Source organism: uncultured Deefgea sp. (assembly GCF_947072475.1).
Lineage (GTDB): Bacteria > Pseudomonadota > Gammaproteobacteria > Burkholderiales > Chitinibacteraceae > Deefgea.
In genome coordinates this window covers 110367-129157 of record NZ_CAMTIA010000002.1, presented here as the reverse complement: position 1 = coordinate 129157, position 18791 = coordinate 110367, and the positions used below count along the sequence as shown (strand labels likewise).

Below are 18791 nucleotides of genomic sequence, written 5' to 3'. Positions count from 1 at the left end.
ATCCCCGATCCCCGATCCCCGCATTAATTTGACTTTAATCTTACTTGCGGTGTTGGCTTTGTGGTGCTGCTGGCCTATGATGGTGCGGTTAGATTTGATTGTTCACTTTTTGGAGTAAGACGAATGAAAAAAGGTTTAATTTGCACGAGTGCTTTGTTGCTTGCTTTGTCTTTACCGGTTTTTGCGTCAAGCGCTGAAGAGTTGGTGGCGGCTTCGGCGCCGGGCGCGGTGACTTTGCTGGAAGCGGTGAAGGCCAATGGCACGATTGCGGCGATTGATACCGCAACGCGTAAAGTGACGTTAAAAAATGCAGCCGGCCAAACGATGAGTGTGATGGCGGGCGAAGGGGTTAAAAACTTTGATAAGCTCAAAGTGGGCGACAAAGTAAAAGCCGAATACATGCAAGTGCTGACTTTGGAATTGCTCGGTGCAGGCTCAAATGTGCGTGAGCACGTGACTGAAACCAGCAGCGCTTCAGCGCCTGCAGCCAAAGCCGGTGGTTTTGTTGGCGAGAAGCTCACCGTGGTGGGTAATGTGATTGGTGTCGATGCCAAAAAACACACCATTCGCGTGCAAGGCGTGAATCGCACCGTGACTTTAAAAGTGCGTGATCCGGCGCAGTTTAAAATGATCAAAAAAGGCGATCAAATCAAAGGTACTTACACGCAAGCTTTGGCGATGCTGGTGACTGCGGCTAAATAAGCGCTCTAGGTCTTTGAATGAAAACCTCGCGCTGGCGAGGTTTTTTTATTGTGCAAAAAATGGCGTGAAGGGGATTGAATGCCGCGATTAAGTGCAGGGCTATTGTGCGGGCTATTGTCTGCCACGACATGGGCGACGATACAGCCTTTAACGGCGGCCGATTGTGCTGATTTACTCGACAATGGCGTATTGAGTGCTGCCAATCCAGTGCCGTGCGAGCGATTGCAGCGGGTGAGTTTTTCGCATCTTGATTTGCAGGGGCAGTTAAGCACAGGGCAGTTGATCGTGCTCGATGCAGTAGCGCCACAAGTGGAGTCCTTGATGTTGGCATTGCGCGCGGCAAAGTTTCCGCTGCAATCGGCGCTGCCATTGACGCAATTTAAGGGCAATGATGTGTTGTCGATGAATGCCAATAACAGCAGTGCGTTGAATGGCCGCGCGGTGACAGCAGGCCAAAATTGGTCCAAACATGCGTATGGCGTGGCGATTGATATAAACCCTTTGCAAAATCCATATGTGAGTTTTGCTGACGATGGTACGGCGCAGATTTTGCCGGCAGCCAGTGCCAAGGCCTTTTTAAATCGCGCTGAGTTGCGCGCCGGTAAACCGCGCCGTAGCGGGATGGTGAATGAGGCGGTGGTGCATTTATTTGCGCAACATGGGTTTATGACTTGGGGCGGGGATTGGGATTCGCCGATTGATTATCAACATTTTGAGATTGGTAGCCGCGCGTTAATTGGGCAGTTAATCGCGCTAGATCCGGCTGCTGCGCAAGCGAGCTTTCAGCAATATGCCGATCGCTATCGGCAATGCGCCGCAAGTGAAACGGGTAGCCTGAGTGAAATTAGAGCGGTTTGCGTGGCCAAGGTGAGGCAATAATTTGATTTAATTATTGTCAGACTGGCTAAAACAAAACGGAAAATTGCGCCGGTATTGGGTTCGCTCCGCGCTTTGGGCGTGCGATTGAGTTGAAGTTGACCGGATATTGATCGGATATTGAGCGAATGGCGGGATTTTTTGCGGCGAAAGGGGCGGTTTTTTTGGGTGATATTACCCATTAATCCAATTGGGATGTGAAATTGAAGCTGTGGTTTTTTTGCCTCAATCTGCCGCGAGAGTGCTTGTAGTGGCTTGTTTTATTGGTGTTTGATTGGATTTAATTTGTATTGCCCTTGAATTTCCCTTGAGTTGGTCGGATTGCTCGCAGCCCAATCTGCCGCTAGGGCTGGCTCGCCAACCGGCAGTCCGATGGGTCGCGTTCATTTAAATTACACCAAATGAATGATCCAAGGCCGCCGTGATGGGCGGCCTTGTTGCATTTGTGCCGCCCAAAAACGTCTGTCTGGATCTGCATTGTTGGTTTACGACAAAGGATCATGATGACAACTCGTTCGACTTGGGGCTCTAAGCTGGGTTTTATTTTGGCGGCCGCTGGCTCGGCCATTGGCTTGGGCGCGATTTGGAAATTCCCCTATGTCACCGCAATGAATGGCGGTGGCGTGTTTATTTTATAAAGCAGCGGATAAAAAAACCCAGCCTAGGCTGGGTTGACGGCGCAGCAATAAGCCGATCGATTACCGATTAGAAGCTGTAAGTGCTACCAACACGAACACGCCATTCAGCATCTTGCTGTGAGTTAGCGGTTTCGCCCAAGTAACCCACTTCGGTGTAAACGCGAACTGCAGGGGTGAGTTTGTATCCCAAGCCCACGTTGTGTTCGAAGTAGTTGCTGCTCTTATTCACGTATTCAAAGTCATTGAGTTTGTGGTCCCAACGGAAGTTGTAATAAGTGCTGGTTTTTTCGTTCAATGTTTTGTGCAACCAGAAGTCAGCACGCAGCACTTCGTCGTGTTCAAACTTGCCGTTCAAGTCTTTTTCTGACCAGCCTTTAAAGTCGTAACGCAAACGGCTGTCAAAGCGCCAAGTTGGGGCAAATGCCCAGTTGGCACGCATGTAGGCTTTGTAAGCTTCGCCTTTGTTTTTAACGGTTTGCACCAAGAAACCCGGCTGCAAAGTCACTGCCGCATTGAGTTTGTGTTTGTAATACAGTTCAAACTCGGTATCGGTCCAGTTCATTTGATCAATCCCTTCGCCCGAGCGGCTGGTATTGCTCATCGTGTACTCAACACCACCACCAAAACCATTGGCCATTTCGTGGCTTAATAAGACGCGTGATTCGTATTTTTCGCTGCCCGTTTTGTAGCCGCCACGGAAATCGATGCTCGCTGCGTGTGCTTGAATGGCAATGGCGCTGCAAGTCAGAGCGATTAGGTATTTAATCTTCATGATTTAAATTCTCGAATAAAATGGAAAGTAGAATGGCCGTGCCATTACGTTGATCATAATTCGCTTATATTTGGTAGGTAAATGGTATTTATCACAATTTATTTTGTGTTTTGCGATTTTGTTTAATGTTTCGATGGTTGTCAGAAATTGGAAATAAAAAAGTAACTTGTGGTAATTAAGCGATTTACTTGGATTGGAGAGTATAAAAACGATTGTTGTAAAATTGATGTATTAAATGAAATTGTATTGCCATCTATGCTATTAATAAGCTAATCACTTAAATAATTAAATATGCCATTTAATTATTTGTGGTGAGTTGCTTAATTGATAAAAGCACTGGTTTAGCTTTAATTTTAATAGATCGATGCCGCGCAAGTGCTTTGCCACTGTAGAATGCAGGTCTGATGTTTGTCGTCGTCATCAATGGAGTTGTGATGTTGTTACAGCGTGGTTTAAAAAGTGTGTTGACCACTTGGTTGTCGGGTCTATTGGCCTTGTTGCCTTTTTTGCTCACTATTTCGCTGTTGGCGTGGGTGGTGAATTTACTCAATGATTACTTGGGCCCCAATAGTTTGGTCGGGCGTTTGTTTTCGATTATTGGCCAGCCGGTGGTGGATCATCCGATCTTTGGTTATTTGATTGGCTGGGTGATGCTGCTAGGGGCGATTTATCCTTTAGGTATTTTGGTGCGCTCACGACTGAAAAAGCCATTAGCGGCACTGGTCGATAGCACGGTGCGGCGCATTCCGGTGATTGGCAGTTTTTATAATATGGCCGATCGCTTTGTGAGCTTGCTCGATCAAAAGCAAGACGCTGATATTGGCGCGATGAGCCCGGTGTGGTGTTTGTTTGGCGGCGATGGGGTGGCGGTTTTGGCGTTGATGCCCAATCCAGTGCCGATCGAGATTGATGGCCGCGAGTATCAAGCGATTTTAGTGCCGACCGCGCCAGTACCCATTGGTGGTGGCTTGCTGTATATCCCCAAGGAATGGATACGCCCAGCCAATATTGGCGTGGATAAACTGACCAGTATTTATGTATCGATGGGGATTACACCGCCGCCGTCACTGAAAAAAGCCAGCCAAGTGGCACCGGTGATTTATCCCGACCCACGGGCTTTATAAGCTTGATGCTGGCGCAGCGATTGCGCCGAAATAAAAAAACGCCCGAATCACATCGGGCGTTTTGTTTTGGGGGTTTAGACCACCCACTGACCATCACGATACACGACGTCGTCCCCAAACTGGACGGATTCGGTAATGGCAAACACGTCGATATGGTATTTACCTTCGCCGCGTTTGATATGCGGCTTGGCGTAAATACCGTGCTTCATGCCCAGTGATAAATGAATGCCGCACATTCGCTCATAGCTACCTATATCGCTGACCGTGCGCGCAAAGCTAAAGGCACGGTTCATGCCTAAACCCAGCTCTCGCACCCAAACCACACCACCTTCATCGGCGCGAATCATCGCCAGCATGGTGTCAAATTCAGGTGTGGAGTCGATGACGTCAATCACTTGGCTTTTTTCAATGATTAAAGTGATGGGCGTAGTGGGGCGGTTCACGCGAAAGCGCGTGTCGCCAAAAATAAAAATCCGCACTCGGCCATTCACTAAATCTAAATCAGCCGCTTCGGTAAACACTTCGCCTAATGGAAATTGTCCTCCGGTGTTATTCATCTGGCGATAGTCGCCAATATTGAGTTTGGCCGATTCAAACGGCGTAGCAAAAATCAGTTGATTGCCTGCGCCACTGTCGATCAGTCCGTGCGGTGCGGCATCGATTTTGGCTTTGAGCGCATGGCCTACATCGCGGTAATAACTTGGATCGTACGCTAGTGAATCGATGTAGTAGGCGACTTCTGCGCCGGGCATGCGACCCAAGTGGGGATGCTCAATGACTTTGAGGCTGCGTTTAAATAGCTCAACGCGAATCCGAAAGGCTTCAAGGCGAAAATGCGTTGATTGCACCAACACCACTAAGTCTTTGGCGGCAAGATCGGCAAATTCGGCCAGCACTTGTTCGGGCGTGCTGTGGTCAAAATCAATAAAATGGGCGTGCGGTAGGCAATGGCGGTAAGCGGCAGTGAGGGTGACGGCCAATTCACTGCGGCTATCAAACACCACCACCGCTTTTTCTGCCGCGCTATGCTCAAAAGCAATGCGCAATACATCGCTTAAATGCTGCTGGGCAATGGCCACTAGCGCGCTGGACGCGGTAAAAGTATCGATTTCTGGATTGCTGCTTGAGTCGTTCATCGTTGGCTTGGCTTATCAAATTAAATGGCAAAAATAGGACCGATTGGCCGCAGTTTGTCAGGAAGTATCATCCCGATTTTATGCGGGCCGCTGCGCTTAGCGCCGCATGCGGGCATCGAGTTGCTCAACTTGCGCGCGCGCCCATGGCGTGCGGCGTAAAAAGGTTAGGCTCGATTTGATCGACGGGTTATTCGAAAAACACTTAATTGGGATACGGCGAGCGAGTTCTTCCCAGCCAAAATGATCGACTAGGTCGGTGAGCATTTTTTCTAAGGTAATGCCGTGCTGCGGGTCTTGGTTGTACATACTGCGGTCCTCGATTGGGAGACAATGTTCAGATTACGTGTTGACGGTTTTAAGTGCCTGCGGCACGGCTGTTTGCAGTCGCAGTCAGTGGCGGAGCCCTCTTTAACTACGCAGAAACTTCGTTTTCTTTGACTCGCCAAAGAAATAGGGGGAAAGAAAAGCGCTTTTGATCGCGCCCAGCTCCGCTGTGAGCCAAACGATAAAGCTATTTGTCGTCCTCCTCACTCGGTGCGCTTGAACGGGATGGATAAGCCCCAGCCCAACGAGCGCGGCACAGCATCAACAGCAAATTTTAACAAAGCCGATTTTTAGGCGATGTTTGGATTTGGTGTTGATATTTTAAATTGCACGCGTTTAAACCGATCGACTGCAGCCCCTTCCCCCTCGACGGGGGAAGGTTGGGATGGGGGTGTTGAGCTTAAAATATACGCCGTAGTATCACCCTCACCCTAGCCCTCTCCCATCAAGGGAGAGGGAATGCCGCGAAGCTTTAATCAGGATCAACACGTAATCTGAAAATGGAAAATTTTTACTGGGTATATCTCGCTATGATTTGCAGTGTAAGTACTAGCGGCATATACCCATTGGTAATATTGAATTAATAAAAAAGCCCAACGGCTCGTTGGGCTCATTGTCGCTCGGGCGGTAAATTGAATTAGTTAAATAAACCTTTCCACCACAAGCGAATCGTATCCCATGCTCGGCCAAAAATATTGGCTTCTTCGACTGAAGTAATCGCTACCACTTGGCGCTCAGAAAGGACTTTGCCGTCGAGGCTGATTTTCATCGTGCCAACCACTTGGCCTTCTTTGATCGGCGCCATCAAAGGCTGTTGGCTGACTAGATCAATTTTAAGTTTTGCAGCATCGCCTTTGGGTACGGTGATGTATTGGTCTTGCATAAAACCGACGCCAACGGTGTCGGCTTTGCCTTTCCATACTGGTACTTGCTGTACGGCTTGTTTGGCGGTGTACAGGCGTGGCGTTTCAAAAAATTGTGCGCCCCAGTTGAGGAGTTTTGACGACTCGGTGGCGCGAACTTCGGGGCTGGTGGTGCCAACCACCACTGAAATCAAGCGGCGACCATCGCGTTTACTTGAGGTGACTAAATTGTAACCCGCAGATGCGGTGTGGCCGGTTTTCATGCCGTCAACAAAAGGGTCGCGGTAGAGCAATAAATTGCGGTTGGGCTGGCTGATATTGTTGTACTTGAATTCTTTAATGCCATAAACCGGATAGAACTCTGGAAAGTCATTAATGATGGCGGTGGCTAAACGGCCTAAGTCACTGGTGGTGACCAATAAGGCCGGGTCGGGTAAGCCGGTGCTATTGGTAAAGAATGAATTGTGCAGACCGAGGCGTTTGGCTTCTTTATTCATCAATTGCGCAAACACTTCTTCGCTACCGGCAATGGCTTCGGCCAAAGTCACGCAAGCGTCATTACCGCTTTGCACGATCATGCCTTTGATCAGGTCGTCCACGGTCGCTGGTACTTTAGGATCTAGATACATGCGCGAACCTTCTGTACGCCAGCCTTTATCAGACACCAAGAGGGTTTGGTCGAGTTTGAGTTTGCCTTCTTTTACCATTTTAAAGGTGATGTAGGCGGTCATCATTTTAGTGAGCGATGCCGGCTCGATTTTCATGTCCGGATCACGTGCTGCGAGCACTTGGCCGCTTTGCTTGTCGTAGAGGTAATACGACTTGGCCGCGATTTCGGGAACCGGCGGCACAAATGCGTGGGCAAGGCTAGGTAGAGCGATTAGAGCGGCAATCAGGCTGGTTTTCATCGAATTCATGGCTATTAAAAAGTGAGTCGGAGCACAAAGGACCGATTATACGGCGTTTAGTGCCGCGAAAACTGTGATTGAATGCCTTTTGCTGCGTTGAAAATTTACATTCACAATAAGCTTGAATTCATTGCGACAAAATACCTTATTTTTTGGGCATTAGGTCACGGGGGATTACGCTTGGCTTTGCGAAAATGCGGCTCTGATTCATGGAGTTGCTGATGCGCTATTTTTTTGTGTTGTCTTTGTTTGTATTGCAGCCCGCGATGGCGATGATTTGGCCTTGGCCGATGAATGGCAAAGTGATTAATTATAGTATTTTGCCCGTTGCAGTTTGGGACGGTGAGCATGGCATCTATACGCTAGCGGCCGGCACCTTTAGCGGCAAGCAAGCAGATATCGACCATGTTTTTGATTTTGGCAGCTTTCGCTGGTGCAAGATTGGCCCGAGCACGGTGATTGTGAACCGCCAAGGTGAAGTGGAGTCTTGTCCTAAATGGGTGAGTGGCCCCGGTGCTGCCAGTTAATTTCACCTCAGAATAAAAAACCGCGCACGGCCACCTTGGATCAAGGTCGCTGTGCGCGGTGATTGCGATTTAAAACGGATAGTTCGGGGTTTGAGCTGAGAGGTCGAGCCAAACACCGGTACTGACTTGGTTGTACTTGCTGCTTGCGAGTGCGTAAAAGGTTTCCGGCAATATAGTCAGGTTTAAGGCCGCTACCGAATTGATGGCGTTCGCTGTGAGTGTGATGCCATACATCGCGAAAATGTTTTTTAAGTCTTTGCCGATGATTTTTGAGCTTAAAACATACAGCAAATCTGGGTTGTTAATGGTCTTGTTGTCGGCATAGCTGCCCATTGCGTATTTGCCTTTATTACTGGCATCCCATGCTTGGCTCACGAGGCGATCGCCCTTGGTGAGTAGCGTGAAGTAATCCAGACTGGCTTCCATACTCGGCTTGGCTTCATTGGCGCGATATTTGCTAAACAAAAACGCCAATTGAAAGTGTACGGCGCGCATTGAGTTTGGATCCGCCATGGTCCAAAGTCGTTTTTGCATGTCGAGGATTTTCTCTTCTCCGACTTTGTTGGTGTCTCGGTTGTTTTTGATGTGTTGATACAAGGTTGGGTGGTTGGTGGTATGCCCCGTATCGACGCCGAGCGTTTTAAATTGCCGCATCATCTGCGCGCTGGCGAGGATGTTGTTATTGCATTCTGTGACACACCCTTGGCCATTAAATGCAATCGTCATCACGCGCTGCACCGTGTTGTGGCCGAGCTCATGCGCGTGTCCCCAGCCGGTGCCACTGATACCCGCAAAGCCATCGGATGGATTGCCCGAGCAAAGAAATCCACATTGAGCGATCCAACCAACAAAGTGCTGTACGCTCGGTGCGCGGTGAATCGGCCCATCACACTGCCAACCTAATTTCGTACACAGCTGCGACACATTGGCCGACATCGGCATATTGCTATAGCCATTGGCGAGGTGATTGCTATCAAATAAGCTGCCTTTGACTTGATCCAAGATATACACCTTAGGGTCGATATTGCCCATGGCTTGATTGGCGTAATTGATGGTTTGTTGGATTTCTCCACCGACAAATTTCGCCGTCTGCCAGCCAAAGTCTTTGCGTTTGAGTGCGGCGACGGCCTCGTTGATTTCGGCGTCGCTTTGTGGCTTGCTAAAGTCAAAGTGCGCATATTTGGCGGCACCGCGAATTTTTAAGGTGACGGTTTGCCCAGCGCTTGCGCCGCTGTAATTAAGGTAAAGCGGACCACCAAAGGGAGAAACAAACACCGTGGCTTTGGTGGTATTGAGTGGCATGGCGAACGATTGCGGACGGCGCGGGCGTTTATAACCTTCGGCCACGCTGTCGGTGAGTGGATTACCAAAGGCGCGCACGTGGTTGGTTTGAATGCTGAGGTTGGCGCTGCCTTTGTCGACAATTTCGATTAAGACGGGTTTACCTGGGATGCTGGCACGGCCAATGGCGGAGGTGCCACCGGTTTGCGCAATGGTGACGTCGATCAGTTCATCGCTTTGGCTGACGGGGATGCTTTGCGCGGCAACCGGCATAAAGTCACCTTGGCCTGCGCTGGCAAAAGTGGTGTAGCTGCGGTTGTAAGCCAGCCAAGAATCTGAGGCATAGGTGCGTAAAAACTCAGCGGGATTGGTGGTGCGATTGATTTTGCCGTATTGAATGGTTGGACGATAAAGATCGGCCCAAAGAATGAGTAAACGATGCAAATCGGTTGGCGCTTCAGCAAATAAATCGATGCCACTGCTTTGTAATGTAGCTATTTCATTGTGAATTTGGCTGATGGCGGAGGTTGAGCGAGTATCTGCCGCTAAGTCAACGCTGAGATTGTCCGTGCCCATTTGTTCGAGTGCTTTGGCTAGGGCACCCATTTGATCGCCGCGCTGCAATGCGTCAGCGATGGTGCGGTTACTGTTCACCGAATAGCCTGCAGCACCGGCAAAGTAATTGCCAGGGTAGCCACCGAGGTCCATCCCCATGGCTTTGGCCACTTTGCGGCCACCGCCCGAGTCAATCCAATTGGGGTGCATATAGATAATGGCTTTGCCGCTGGCTTGGTATTGGCGGACCAAATTAATTAAGTTGGCATCATCTCTAACACCAGCACCGAACACCAAAACATCGGCGTTTTGCCAGCAGGTATTGCTGCTGAGCGTTAAATCACAGGGAATGGCTTCGGGTTTTTTACCGAGTAAAGTGATGAAGCGACTTACTGTTGGTGCGTCATAGCCCGCGGTGGCAAATTTAAGCGTGTCAGGTAGTGGGCCAGTTGCTTTGCCGGTAACAACCCAATTGAATGCTCGGGTAAACATTGGCAAGTGCTGAGTTTCTCTGGATTGATCGGCCATCCATTGCAGCATATTTACGCCATAAGCTAAGCCACGCCCTTTACCATATTGCGAGATGGCAGCCATGCCGCTACCGTCGTCAGCGACAATCAATGGTGAAGCCATGGTGGAGATTGAGCGATTGATTTCAATGCTATTGGTGGTGTGATTGAGCGCTAGATTTAATTTGCTATCGCCATAAATATCAACGAGTGCCGCAGTTTGCCGCTGTTGGTACTGGCCTGCAGTTTGTTGTGATAAACGCAGTAATGTTGGCATATCACTGCGGTTCAGTCCTTGGACGCTGCCGGTTTTTAGTGCGACTTCGATTGGGTCGGGGATCGGCTCTATGGTTGGAGCAGGTGTAGCTTGGGTTGTGGGCTCTGGGGTTGGCGTGACGCCTGGCGCAGAGCTTGGCCCGATTCCTGTATTGCCGCCACCTCCGCCAATTGAAGGCGGGCTAACTTCTGTGCCACCACCACATGCTGTTAACAGCAGTAAAAGTATGGCGCTGCCGACGTATTTTGGATTCATGATCAAGCTCTAAGTATTGAAATAAGTAAAAGCAATGCCGCTGCTGTTGGGCATTTGTCAGTATTTTTCTTTCATCATATTGAATGTAAGCATATTCTGATATGCTGTTTCGTACTATTTTTATGACATTTATGTTCATTGTCTTGGGGGAAGTTTGTCAGCACGGCAACATCAAACGGTGCAGTTACGCTATTTGCAGGGCTTATATTTACGTTACCGTGATCGTCCTGCTTTATTAAGTGAACTCGAATATTTGTTTGGTTTGCGCCCAGTTACGTCTGATAATTTGTCAGAAATCGCCGCCGAATCGGCTTTGCAATTGAACGAATACTTACACGCGATGGGCGACCCTCATGCCATGAGTTGGGTGGCAAGTCAGATTGATTTGGCCGCTGGTGATGGTTTTATCTATTACTTACGCAGCGCGAATACTTTAGAGATGGCGATTGCTGAGCTGTCGCGATTTGCGCCGATGTTGTTTCCCGATGGCGATATGCGTGTCGTGACTGAGGCGGAGCAATGGCAAATTCAATTATCACCATTGCCGCAGTTTGATCGTTTGGGCGGCTTACTGCGCTATGAGGCGATTGTCGTGTGGCTGATCCGGGCGGTGAGTTGTATTTTGGGCGGTGATATCCGTCCACTGTCAGTGCAAGTCATGACCGCCAAGATGGATTCGACTGAGCTGGAGGCGATTTGCGCTACGCCAATTGTTTATCAGGCGGAGTGTTTTAGTGTGGCATGGCCTACGCCATATTTGCAGAGCAAACTGCCTGGGTTTAGCGCGAGTTTGCATTGCAATTTGCAAGTCATGTTCAATCAACGATTGCAGCATTTTCAGGCGCAACATACTTTGCTGAGGCGTACTTGGCAGCATTTAGCCAGAGGGCAGCAGTTAGCTTGGGCTGATTTAGCCAATACTGCCCACGCTTTGGGCTTAAGTAGCGCTTCATTTCGTCGTCAACTGAGTTTAGAGGGGACGAGCTTTCGCCAAATTAGTGTGCAAATGAAGCGCAATCGAGCGATTCATGCATTATTGGATCCCAAGGTTCGTCTTGAAGATCTTGCGCACTCATTGGGTTTTGCCGAAAGGAGTACTTTTGAGCGTGCTTTTGGTTTGTGGTTTACTTGGTCGCCAAGCCAATTTCGTCGCGAGTTGAATCGATCTTTTCCAAGTCGAGCAAGTGCAAAGTGGCATGTGGCAGAGGCGTGGTTTTTCGCTGAATGTCACTCAGAGCGATTGGATGCGGCTTTGGATCAAGAGCTGGTGGTTTTATCTAAATTGGCGCCATATTGGCTAGATAATCCAAAACATACCGCTTTATTATTGCTTGAGTTAAATCTGTTAGAAATTGATTTTAAAAAGGGTATGCATGAGTTTGCCAAGTTTGAATATAGCTTGGAGTCCTATACCTACCGAAATTTATTATGTTCTTCGCGCGGCGTGCCACCGTCTTTACACCAAGCGCAGTATCAACGTGCATTGTTGGTGGCTAATTTTTCGCGGGCGGTGCTTGAGGATTGCACGTTCGCCGCTTTGGATACTGAGCATGGCTTGATGATCTGGGCGGCTTTTTTTCATCGCCTAGCCACACCGCTGGAGGATTTACCATTCGCTGAGCATTGTCGGCGTAGTGCTTTATTACTGATTTTGTGGGGGATAAATGCCGATGCGCTGGCCTATTTATTGCGCTGGTCAAGCAATGCAACGCTTGTTTCGGATTATTTGGAACACGCCTTAGATTATTTATCTGCTCGATTAGATCGCCGAGCTCTGATTGATGAGGATTGGCGTGCTGAGTTTGGGCCGCAGGACAAGGTTTATTCTCAATGGGATTTGATTTTAAAGCGAATTCAAGCTCGGGATGAAAATCCAAATCCAAATCCAAATCCAAATCCAAATTGGATTGAGTGATATTTTGTTGCCGGTTGCCGGTTGCCGGTTGCCGGTTGCCGGTTGCCGGTTGCCGGTTGCCGTGGGGGGGAATTGTTTTATGTAGAAATCACTCACAGCGAGTGAAAAAATGCGACTTAAAAATGAGCTGCTGGTGAATTACCGTGTAAGCAGCTTGCTGTTTTGCTTGGGTAAAAGCACAGCAGCTCAGGTTTAGTTTTGAGTCGGTTTGGTACTTGATTGCTGCTCTAACTGATTAATCCAATCGCCACCTAGACTGAGATATAAATTCGCCGCACTACTCAGGTAGGCTACTCGTGCAGATGTCGCCGATTGCTGAGCTGAATAGGCTTGGCGCTGTGCATCGAGAACGGTTAAGTAGGGGGCCAAACCGCCGTTATATTGCAGTGATGCCAGCGTTGAATATTCCAGATTGGTATTGACCAGTTGCGTCAGTGAATTGAGGGTTTTTCCATCGGCTTGATAGCTCGATAAAGCATTTTCTACATCAGCAAAAGATTGTTGTATCGTTTGTAAATAACGTTGCTCTGCGGCTTGGGTTTGTGCTTCTGCCGTTTTTACTTGCCCTTGCGTTGAGCCGCCTGAAAATACGCTGCCACTGGCTTGTGCGGCTAAACTCCAAATCGAGCTACCGGCTTTGAGTAAATTACTCAATTGCTCGCTAACGCCGCCAGCTAAACTGGTTAGCGATATTTGCGGAAAATATTGTGCACGGGCTACGCCAATTTGCGCATTGGCAGCTTCAAGCTGTCTTTCAGCTTCTAAAATATCAGGTCGGTTGCTTAATAAGCTAGAAGGTAAGGCGCTAGGAATAACCGGCGCTGTTAATGCATCCAGTGCTTTACCTCGGGTGATTGGCCCTGGATTACGACCCATTAAGATGGAGAGCGCATTTTCGGTACTGACAATGGCTTTTTCGATTGGTGGAACATTCGATTGTGCTTCTTGATATTGGCTTCTGACTTGCTCAAGCGTGATTCGAGCAATAACGCCGTATTTGAATTGCAATTCAAATAATTCCACGCTGCGTTGATAGCTATTGACGGTATCTTTGGCGATGCGAAGCTGCTGATCTAGGCCGCGTAATTGCAAATACGTTTGCACTGTTGCGCCAGCCACGCTCAGCAAGATACCGCGACGCGCTTGTTTGCTGGCTTCTAATTGCGCCTTAGCCGATTCACTTTGTCGGCGCAATCCTCCCCATAAGTCGATTTCCCAGTTCACATTACCGGCAACTTGATAGCTATTGCTGACGCGCTGGCCACCTGCTAAACGCTCGCTGCTAGAGAGTCCACGGGCTGCGCCCGCTTGATAGCCAATCGAGGGGTAAAGTGCTGAGCGAGCAACAGTGAGTTGTCCTGCTGCTGCGTTGATATTGGCAAGGGCAATGGCCAGATTTCGATTGCGTTGCACTGCTTCTTGCACATATTGGTCAAGTACTGGGTCATTAAATTGCCGCCACCACTCAGTATCGAGTGCATCTTGCTGTGCTTTACTTGATACATATTGAAAGCTTGCGGGTATGTCGACTGCAGGGCGTTGATAATCAGGTCCAACAGCGCAGGCAGAAAGTAAGGTGATGCTCACTAAAGGAGTTAGGTATTTCATTGTGGCTGCTCCTCTGTAGGACTTGCATCCGACTTTGGCTCTGTTACTTCGGGTGCTGATTTCTGTTTATTTTTTTCGCGCCAACTTTCAAAATGATAATAAAACAACGGCACATAAATTAAAGCCAGTGAGGAAAGTAAAACCATCCCACCAATAATACCGGTACCAATAGAGTGGCGCGCATTAGCACCACTGCCTGATGCAAGCGCCAAAGGTAATGTGCCTAACATAAATGCGAGTGAAGTCATGATAATGGCGCGTAAACGTAATTCACCGGCTTCAACTGCGGATTCGAGCAAACTATGGCCGGCTTGATGTTGCTTGATGGCAAACTCTACGATCAAAATCGCATTTTTCGCTGCCAAACCCACTAAAACCAATAAACCAATCTGCATATAGACATCGTTGTCTAGCCCACGTAACCAAGTGAAAATTAAGGCGCCTAGCAAGCCAAAAGGCACTGCGCAGATGACGGCAGCGGGGAGTGACCATGATTCAAATAGGGCCGCCAGAATCAGAAAGACCATTAAGATGCCAAGCAAGAAAATATAAATCGAATCATTACCCGAAGTCGTTTCTGAATAAGATAAGCCTGCCCATGCGTAGCTGTAGCTACTTGGTAATGTGGCCGCTGCGACCTCTTTGAGAGCGGAGATTGCTTGACCTGAACTGTAACCTGGGTTGGGAGAGCCAATGATGTTGACCGCCGGAAACCCATTAAAGTGCGACATAATCGTTGGGCCATTGACAAAGCTCATATTCACAACCGCAGACAAAGGCACCATGTCGCCGCTGTGTGAACGAGTATAAATTTGGTCAATGTCTTCAGGCTTTTGCCGATAGCGTGCTTCAGCTTGCATGGTGACATCCCAAACTCGACTGTATTGATTAAATTGACTCACCCTTAAAGAGCCAAATTGGGCTTGTAGAGCAGACAAAACATCTGAAATAGGCACGCCAATCAGATTGCTTTGCTCACGATTAATCGTTACTTTTAATTGTTGGCTATTGGCATTAAAGGTACTGGTCAGCCCACCTAATTCAGGTCGTTTACTAGCAGCAGCAACAAATTTTTGTAACACTTGCTGCATTTGTTCCGGTGTATCCGTACCTTTGTTTTGCAACCAAATTTCAAAGCCGCCAGACGTGCCGATTCCAGGTATAGGAGGAGGAACTAATGGAATAACAGCTCCGCTGGTCATACCTCTGGTTTCTTTGGCGATTTGTTGGGTAACGGCAAAAACGGATTCTGATGCAGATTTTCTTTCATCAAATGGTTTTAAACCAATAAATGCCGTTGCTGCATTGGTTTTAACTTGCCCATCGAGCATACTAAAGCCGTTAATCATGGTGTTGTAGCTGACTGCTGGATTGTCGCGAATGACTTTGTTGAGTTGTTCGCCAGCGCTAATGGTCCTTTGTAAACTAGCTGCTTCGGGCATCATTAAAGCCGCAAGCATATAGCCTTGATCTTCTTGTGGCACAAAGCTGGTTGGTACGATTCTGAATAACTGCCACAAACCAGCGACCATAACAGCCAATAGCAAAACAGAAAGCGCCGAGCGACGAATAATTGTATGTGAAATAATCCCGTATGATTTTGTAAGTCGAGCAAACCAATCATTAAACCAAGCAAAGAAGCCTTTGGTTGGCGGGGCGCTTCGTTTTAATAAAATAGCGCAGAGTGTTGGCGTGAGTGTGAGCGCCGTAACGCCAGAAATCAAAACACCACTTGCAATCGTAGTTGCAAATTGCTTATAGAGTTGTCCTGTTGTTCCAGAAACAAACAAAGCGGGAATGAAAACGGCAGAAAGAACAAGTGTCATGCTTAAAACTGCGCCAGAGACTTCATCCATTGAAAGAATCGCCGCGTCTTTTACTGACATTTCTGGGTTTTCGTGCATCGTATGTTCTACGTGTTCAATCACGACGATGGCATCGTCAACGACTAAACCAATAGCAAGTACTAAGCCAAATAAAGTTAATAAATTAACCGAAAACCCCATAGCGGCTAAACCAATAAACGCACCTAATAAAGAAACGATAATTGCGATGGTGGCAATGACTGTGGCGCGGAGGTTTTGTAAAAATAAATACATTACACAAATAACAAGTAATAACGCCTCAAACAATGTAATAACAACTTCTTTAATTGAATCTCGGACAAAATCGGTCGTATCTAAGGCAATGGTATAATCTAAGCCGCTTGGAAAATCTGTTTTTGCATTACTCAGCGTTGCTCGTATCGCATTTGAAACATCAATACTATTTGCTCCTGCTTGAAGATAAACGCCAATTGCTGATGTAGGTCGGTTATTAAATACATTTTCACCCGAATAATATTGCCGACCAAACTCTATTTTTGCGACGTCTTTCAGATGGACAATTGCATTGCCATTTTGCGACGCTTTAATAATCATATTTTCGTAAATGGTTGGGTCTGAAAACGCACCGTCAGTCACGACAGGAAACGTCATTTCGACGGTGCCTTCGTTAGGCGCTTGCCCAATTTGTCCAGCACCAACCAGCGCATTTTGGCTGGAGATCGCTGATTTAATATCGCTAGTGGTCACGCCTAAAGAGGCCATATTGCGAGGATTTAACCAAATTCGCATCGCTTGGTTTGGTGAACCAAATAAGGTAGCCTGCCCAGCGCCGGGAACGCGTTTGATCGCATCCATGATATTAATATTGGTGTAGTTATCGAGCTGTGCGGAGGACATTTTTCCCGATTTATCGTAGACAGCAATCACCATCAAAATACTCGATGATTGTTTTTCTACAGAGACCCCATTTTGCGCAACAATTGCTGGTAATTGCGGTAATGCGCGATCTACTCGATTTTGTACTTGAACTTGAGCAATATCCGGATCGGTTTCTAGATTGAAGTAAGCCGTAATGGTAATGGTGCCGCTCGATGAGCTGCTTGACTTCATATAAAGTAAATTATCAACGCCAATAATTTGCTGCTCAATGGGCGCTGCGACGGTTTGTGCGACTGTTTGTGCATCTGCGCCTGGGTAATTTGCGGTAACTTGGATTTGCACCGGTGCAATCACCGGATATTGTTCGACTGGCAGGCTATAGAGCGCCAACGCACCCACAATTGAAATGACAATGGAAATTACTGCGGCAAAAATTGGCCGTTCAATAAAAAATCGAGAAAACATAGTTGGCCTCGTTTATTTTTTTGCTGCAGAAGGGGCTTCGTTAGCCGGAGTTAAACCAAGGGATTTATTCATTTCTGCAGCACTTAACGGAGTCACTTTGAGTGGTGCTTCTGGGCGCAAGGTAGTCACGCCATCAACGATGACTTGTTCACCCGCATTTAAACCACTATTGACAAACCAGCCCAAACCTCGCCACGGCCCGGTCGTCACTGGGCGATATTCGGCTTGTGAATTTTTACCGACAACCCAAACATAATTTGTTCCTGCGCCTTGCTGTACTGCTCGTTGCGGTAACAAAATGGCGTTTGGACGAACAGCACCTTTTAGTACTACATTGACATACTGATTGGGTAGTAAGGCCCCATTGGGGTTGTCTACTGAGGCCCTGACCATGAAAGTACCGGTATTACTATTATAAAAAGGCGAGGCAAAAGTGAGCTTGCCCCTTTGTGCATAAATTTGATTATTTCCAAGTAAAATTTCTGCTTCATATATGCCGTTTGCGGGGGCGCGTAGCAACCCTTTTTTTGTTGCTTCTGTTTGGCTTTGGCGCTGATTCTCAGAAACGCTAAAATTGATCCACATTGGTGACAATGTCGCGACAGTGGTCATTTTGCTATTGCTAGCGTCGATATAAGTGCCAACCGAGGGAATAGCCATCCCGCTGATGCCATCCACTGGCGAAGTAATCACGGTGTAGCTTAAATTTAATTCGGCTTGAGTTACATTGGCTTTTGCTTGACTCACACTGGCTTTGGCTTGTTGGTGGGTGCCTATAGCATTATCTAGATCCGCTTGGGAGGCTGCGCCGCGTGGTGTTAATTCGTTGTATCGGTTTAAAGTGAGTTGTGCTGTATTTAAGGCAGCTTGATTACTGGCTAGTTGAGCACGTGCAGCGTCTAAGGCCGCTTGAAATGGTCGTTGATCAAGTTTAAATAAAACTTGATTTTTGCTGACTTTGCCACCTTCGGTATAACTCTTACTATCAAGGTAACCAGAGACTCGAGCATGGATGTCGACATTTTGCGAGCTTTCGACACGTGCCACAAAAGGAAAATCAACCGGTATATCTTGTGCTGCAATGGTCATTGCTGTAACTGCAGTTGCTGGAGGGGGCGAATCTTCTGTTTTTTTACAGCCAGACAAAGTAATGAGGGTTGCAATAAAGAGGCTGCTATACCATCTTGCATGAATATTACGCTGAGTCATGCAGTTCATATTTCTCTCCGATATATATTGAGTGAAGCAGCTTTAATTTTAATTAGACTGTTTATTGCACTCATTTTAAAATTTTTAATTTACATGGTATTAATAATTATTAGGCATGACCTGTTTTTGAAATAGGTCATGC

Annotated in this window: 13 protein-coding genes and 1 pseudogene; 6 read left to right on the top strand and 8 right to left on the bottom strand. The window is 47.7% G+C overall.

Going from position 1 to position 18791, the window contains the following annotated elements:
* Positions 1–123: 123 nt before the first annotated feature.
* From Q0V82_RS01835 to Q0V82_RS01825, 3 genes and pseudogenes are all read left to right on the top strand, one after another.
* A complete protein-coding gene (locus Q0V82_RS01835) occupies positions 124–702 on the top strand; it encodes a hypothetical protein (RefSeq protein ID WP_297572161.1) in 579 nt (192 codons plus the stop codon).
* A gap of 78 nt (positions 703–780) precedes the next feature.
* The gene (locus Q0V82_RS01830) at positions 781–1581 is read left to right on the top strand and encodes a M15 family metallopeptidase (protein WP_297572159.1); all 801 of its coding nucleotides are present in this window, start codon (positions 781–783) and stop codon (positions 1579–1581) included.
* Between the two features lie 500 nt (positions 1582–2081).
* A pseudogene (locus tag Q0V82_RS01825) lies at positions 2082–2213 on the top strand (hypothetical protein); the annotation flags it as partial.
* 70 nt (positions 2214–2283) lie between these two features.
* On the opposite strand, the gene Q0V82_RS01820 reads toward Q0V82_RS01825, so the two are convergent.
* A complete protein-coding gene (locus Q0V82_RS01820; protein ID WP_297572158.1) occupies positions 2284–2988 on the bottom strand; it encodes an oligogalacturonate-specific porin KdgM family protein in 705 nt (234 codons plus the stop codon).
* 434 nt (positions 2989–3422) lie between these two features.
* Between Q0V82_RS01820 and Q0V82_RS01815 the strand changes: the two genes are divergently transcribed.
* Positions 3423–4112 (top strand): DUF502 domain-containing protein, encoded by a 690-nt coding sequence (locus tag Q0V82_RS01815; RefSeq protein ID WP_297572157.1) that lies wholly within the window; start codon positions 3423–3425, stop codon positions 4110–4112.
* Between the two features lie 74 nt (positions 4113–4186).
* On the opposite strand, the gene Q0V82_RS01810 is transcribed toward Q0V82_RS01815, so the two are convergent.
* The 3 genes from Q0V82_RS01810 to Q0V82_RS01800 form a co-directional block, all read right to left on the bottom strand.
* Entirely contained in the window at positions 4187–5248 is a 1062-nt protein-coding gene (locus Q0V82_RS01810; protein WP_297572156.1) for a hypothetical protein, read from the bottom strand.
* 96 nt (positions 5249–5344) lie between these two features.
* Positions 5345–5554 (bottom strand): VF530 family protein, encoded by a 210-nt coding sequence (locus Q0V82_RS01805; protein ID WP_297572155.1) that lies wholly within the window; start codon positions 5552–5554, stop codon positions 5345–5347.
* A gap of 655 nt (positions 5555–6209) precedes the next feature.
* Positions 6210–7352, bottom strand: coding sequence for a D-alanyl-D-alanine carboxypeptidase family protein (locus tag Q0V82_RS01800; protein ID WP_374758515.1), 1143 nt, complete (start codon positions 7350–7352; stop codon positions 6210–6212).
* A 212-nt stretch (positions 7353–7564) separates the two neighbouring features.
* Between Q0V82_RS01800 and Q0V82_RS01795 the strand changes: the two genes are divergently transcribed.
* Positions 7565–7870 carry a hypothetical protein gene (locus Q0V82_RS01795; protein ID WP_297572153.1) on the top strand — a complete coding sequence of 102 codons (306 nt, stop codon included), beginning with the start codon at positions 7565–7567 and terminating at the stop codon, positions 7868–7870.
* A gap of 69 nt (positions 7871–7939) precedes the next feature.
* Here the strand turns inward: Q0V82_RS01795 and Q0V82_RS01790 are convergent, their stop codons facing one another.
* Positions 7940–10747, bottom strand: a complete 2808-nt coding sequence (locus Q0V82_RS01790) for an ImpA family metalloprotease (protein ID WP_297572152.1) — start codon at positions 10745–10747, stop codon at positions 7940–7942.
* Between the two features lie 154 nt (positions 10748–10901).
* On the opposite strand from Q0V82_RS01790, the gene Q0V82_RS01785 reads away from it, so the two are divergent.
* Positions 10902–12662, top strand: a complete 1761-nt coding sequence (locus Q0V82_RS01785) for an AraC family transcriptional regulator (protein ID WP_297572151.1) — start codon at positions 10902–10904, stop codon at positions 12660–12662.
* Positions 12663–12854: 192 nt separating this feature from the next.
* Here the strand turns inward: Q0V82_RS01785 and Q0V82_RS01780 are convergent, their stop codons facing one another.
* From Q0V82_RS01780 to Q0V82_RS01770, 3 genes are read right to left on the bottom strand one after another with little or no spacing between them, the layout of a single operon-like run.
* Positions 12855–14270, bottom strand: a complete 1416-nt coding sequence (locus Q0V82_RS01780) for an efflux transporter outer membrane subunit (RefSeq protein WP_297572150.1) — start codon at positions 14268–14270, stop codon at positions 12855–12857.
* Positions 14267–17440: an efflux RND transporter permease subunit gene (locus Q0V82_RS01775; RefSeq protein ID WP_297572149.1), complete on the bottom strand. Its 3174-nt coding sequence runs from the start codon at positions 17438–17440 to the stop codon at positions 14267–14269. Before Q0V82_RS01775 ends, Q0V82_RS01780 begins: the two co-directional genes overlap by 4 nt.
* Positions 17441–17452: 12 nt before the next feature.
* Positions 17453–18658, bottom strand: coding sequence for an efflux RND transporter periplasmic adaptor subunit (locus tag Q0V82_RS01770; protein ID WP_226763525.1), 1206 nt, complete (start codon positions 18656–18658; stop codon positions 17453–17455).
* Between the last annotated feature and the right edge of the window lie 133 nt (positions 18659–18791).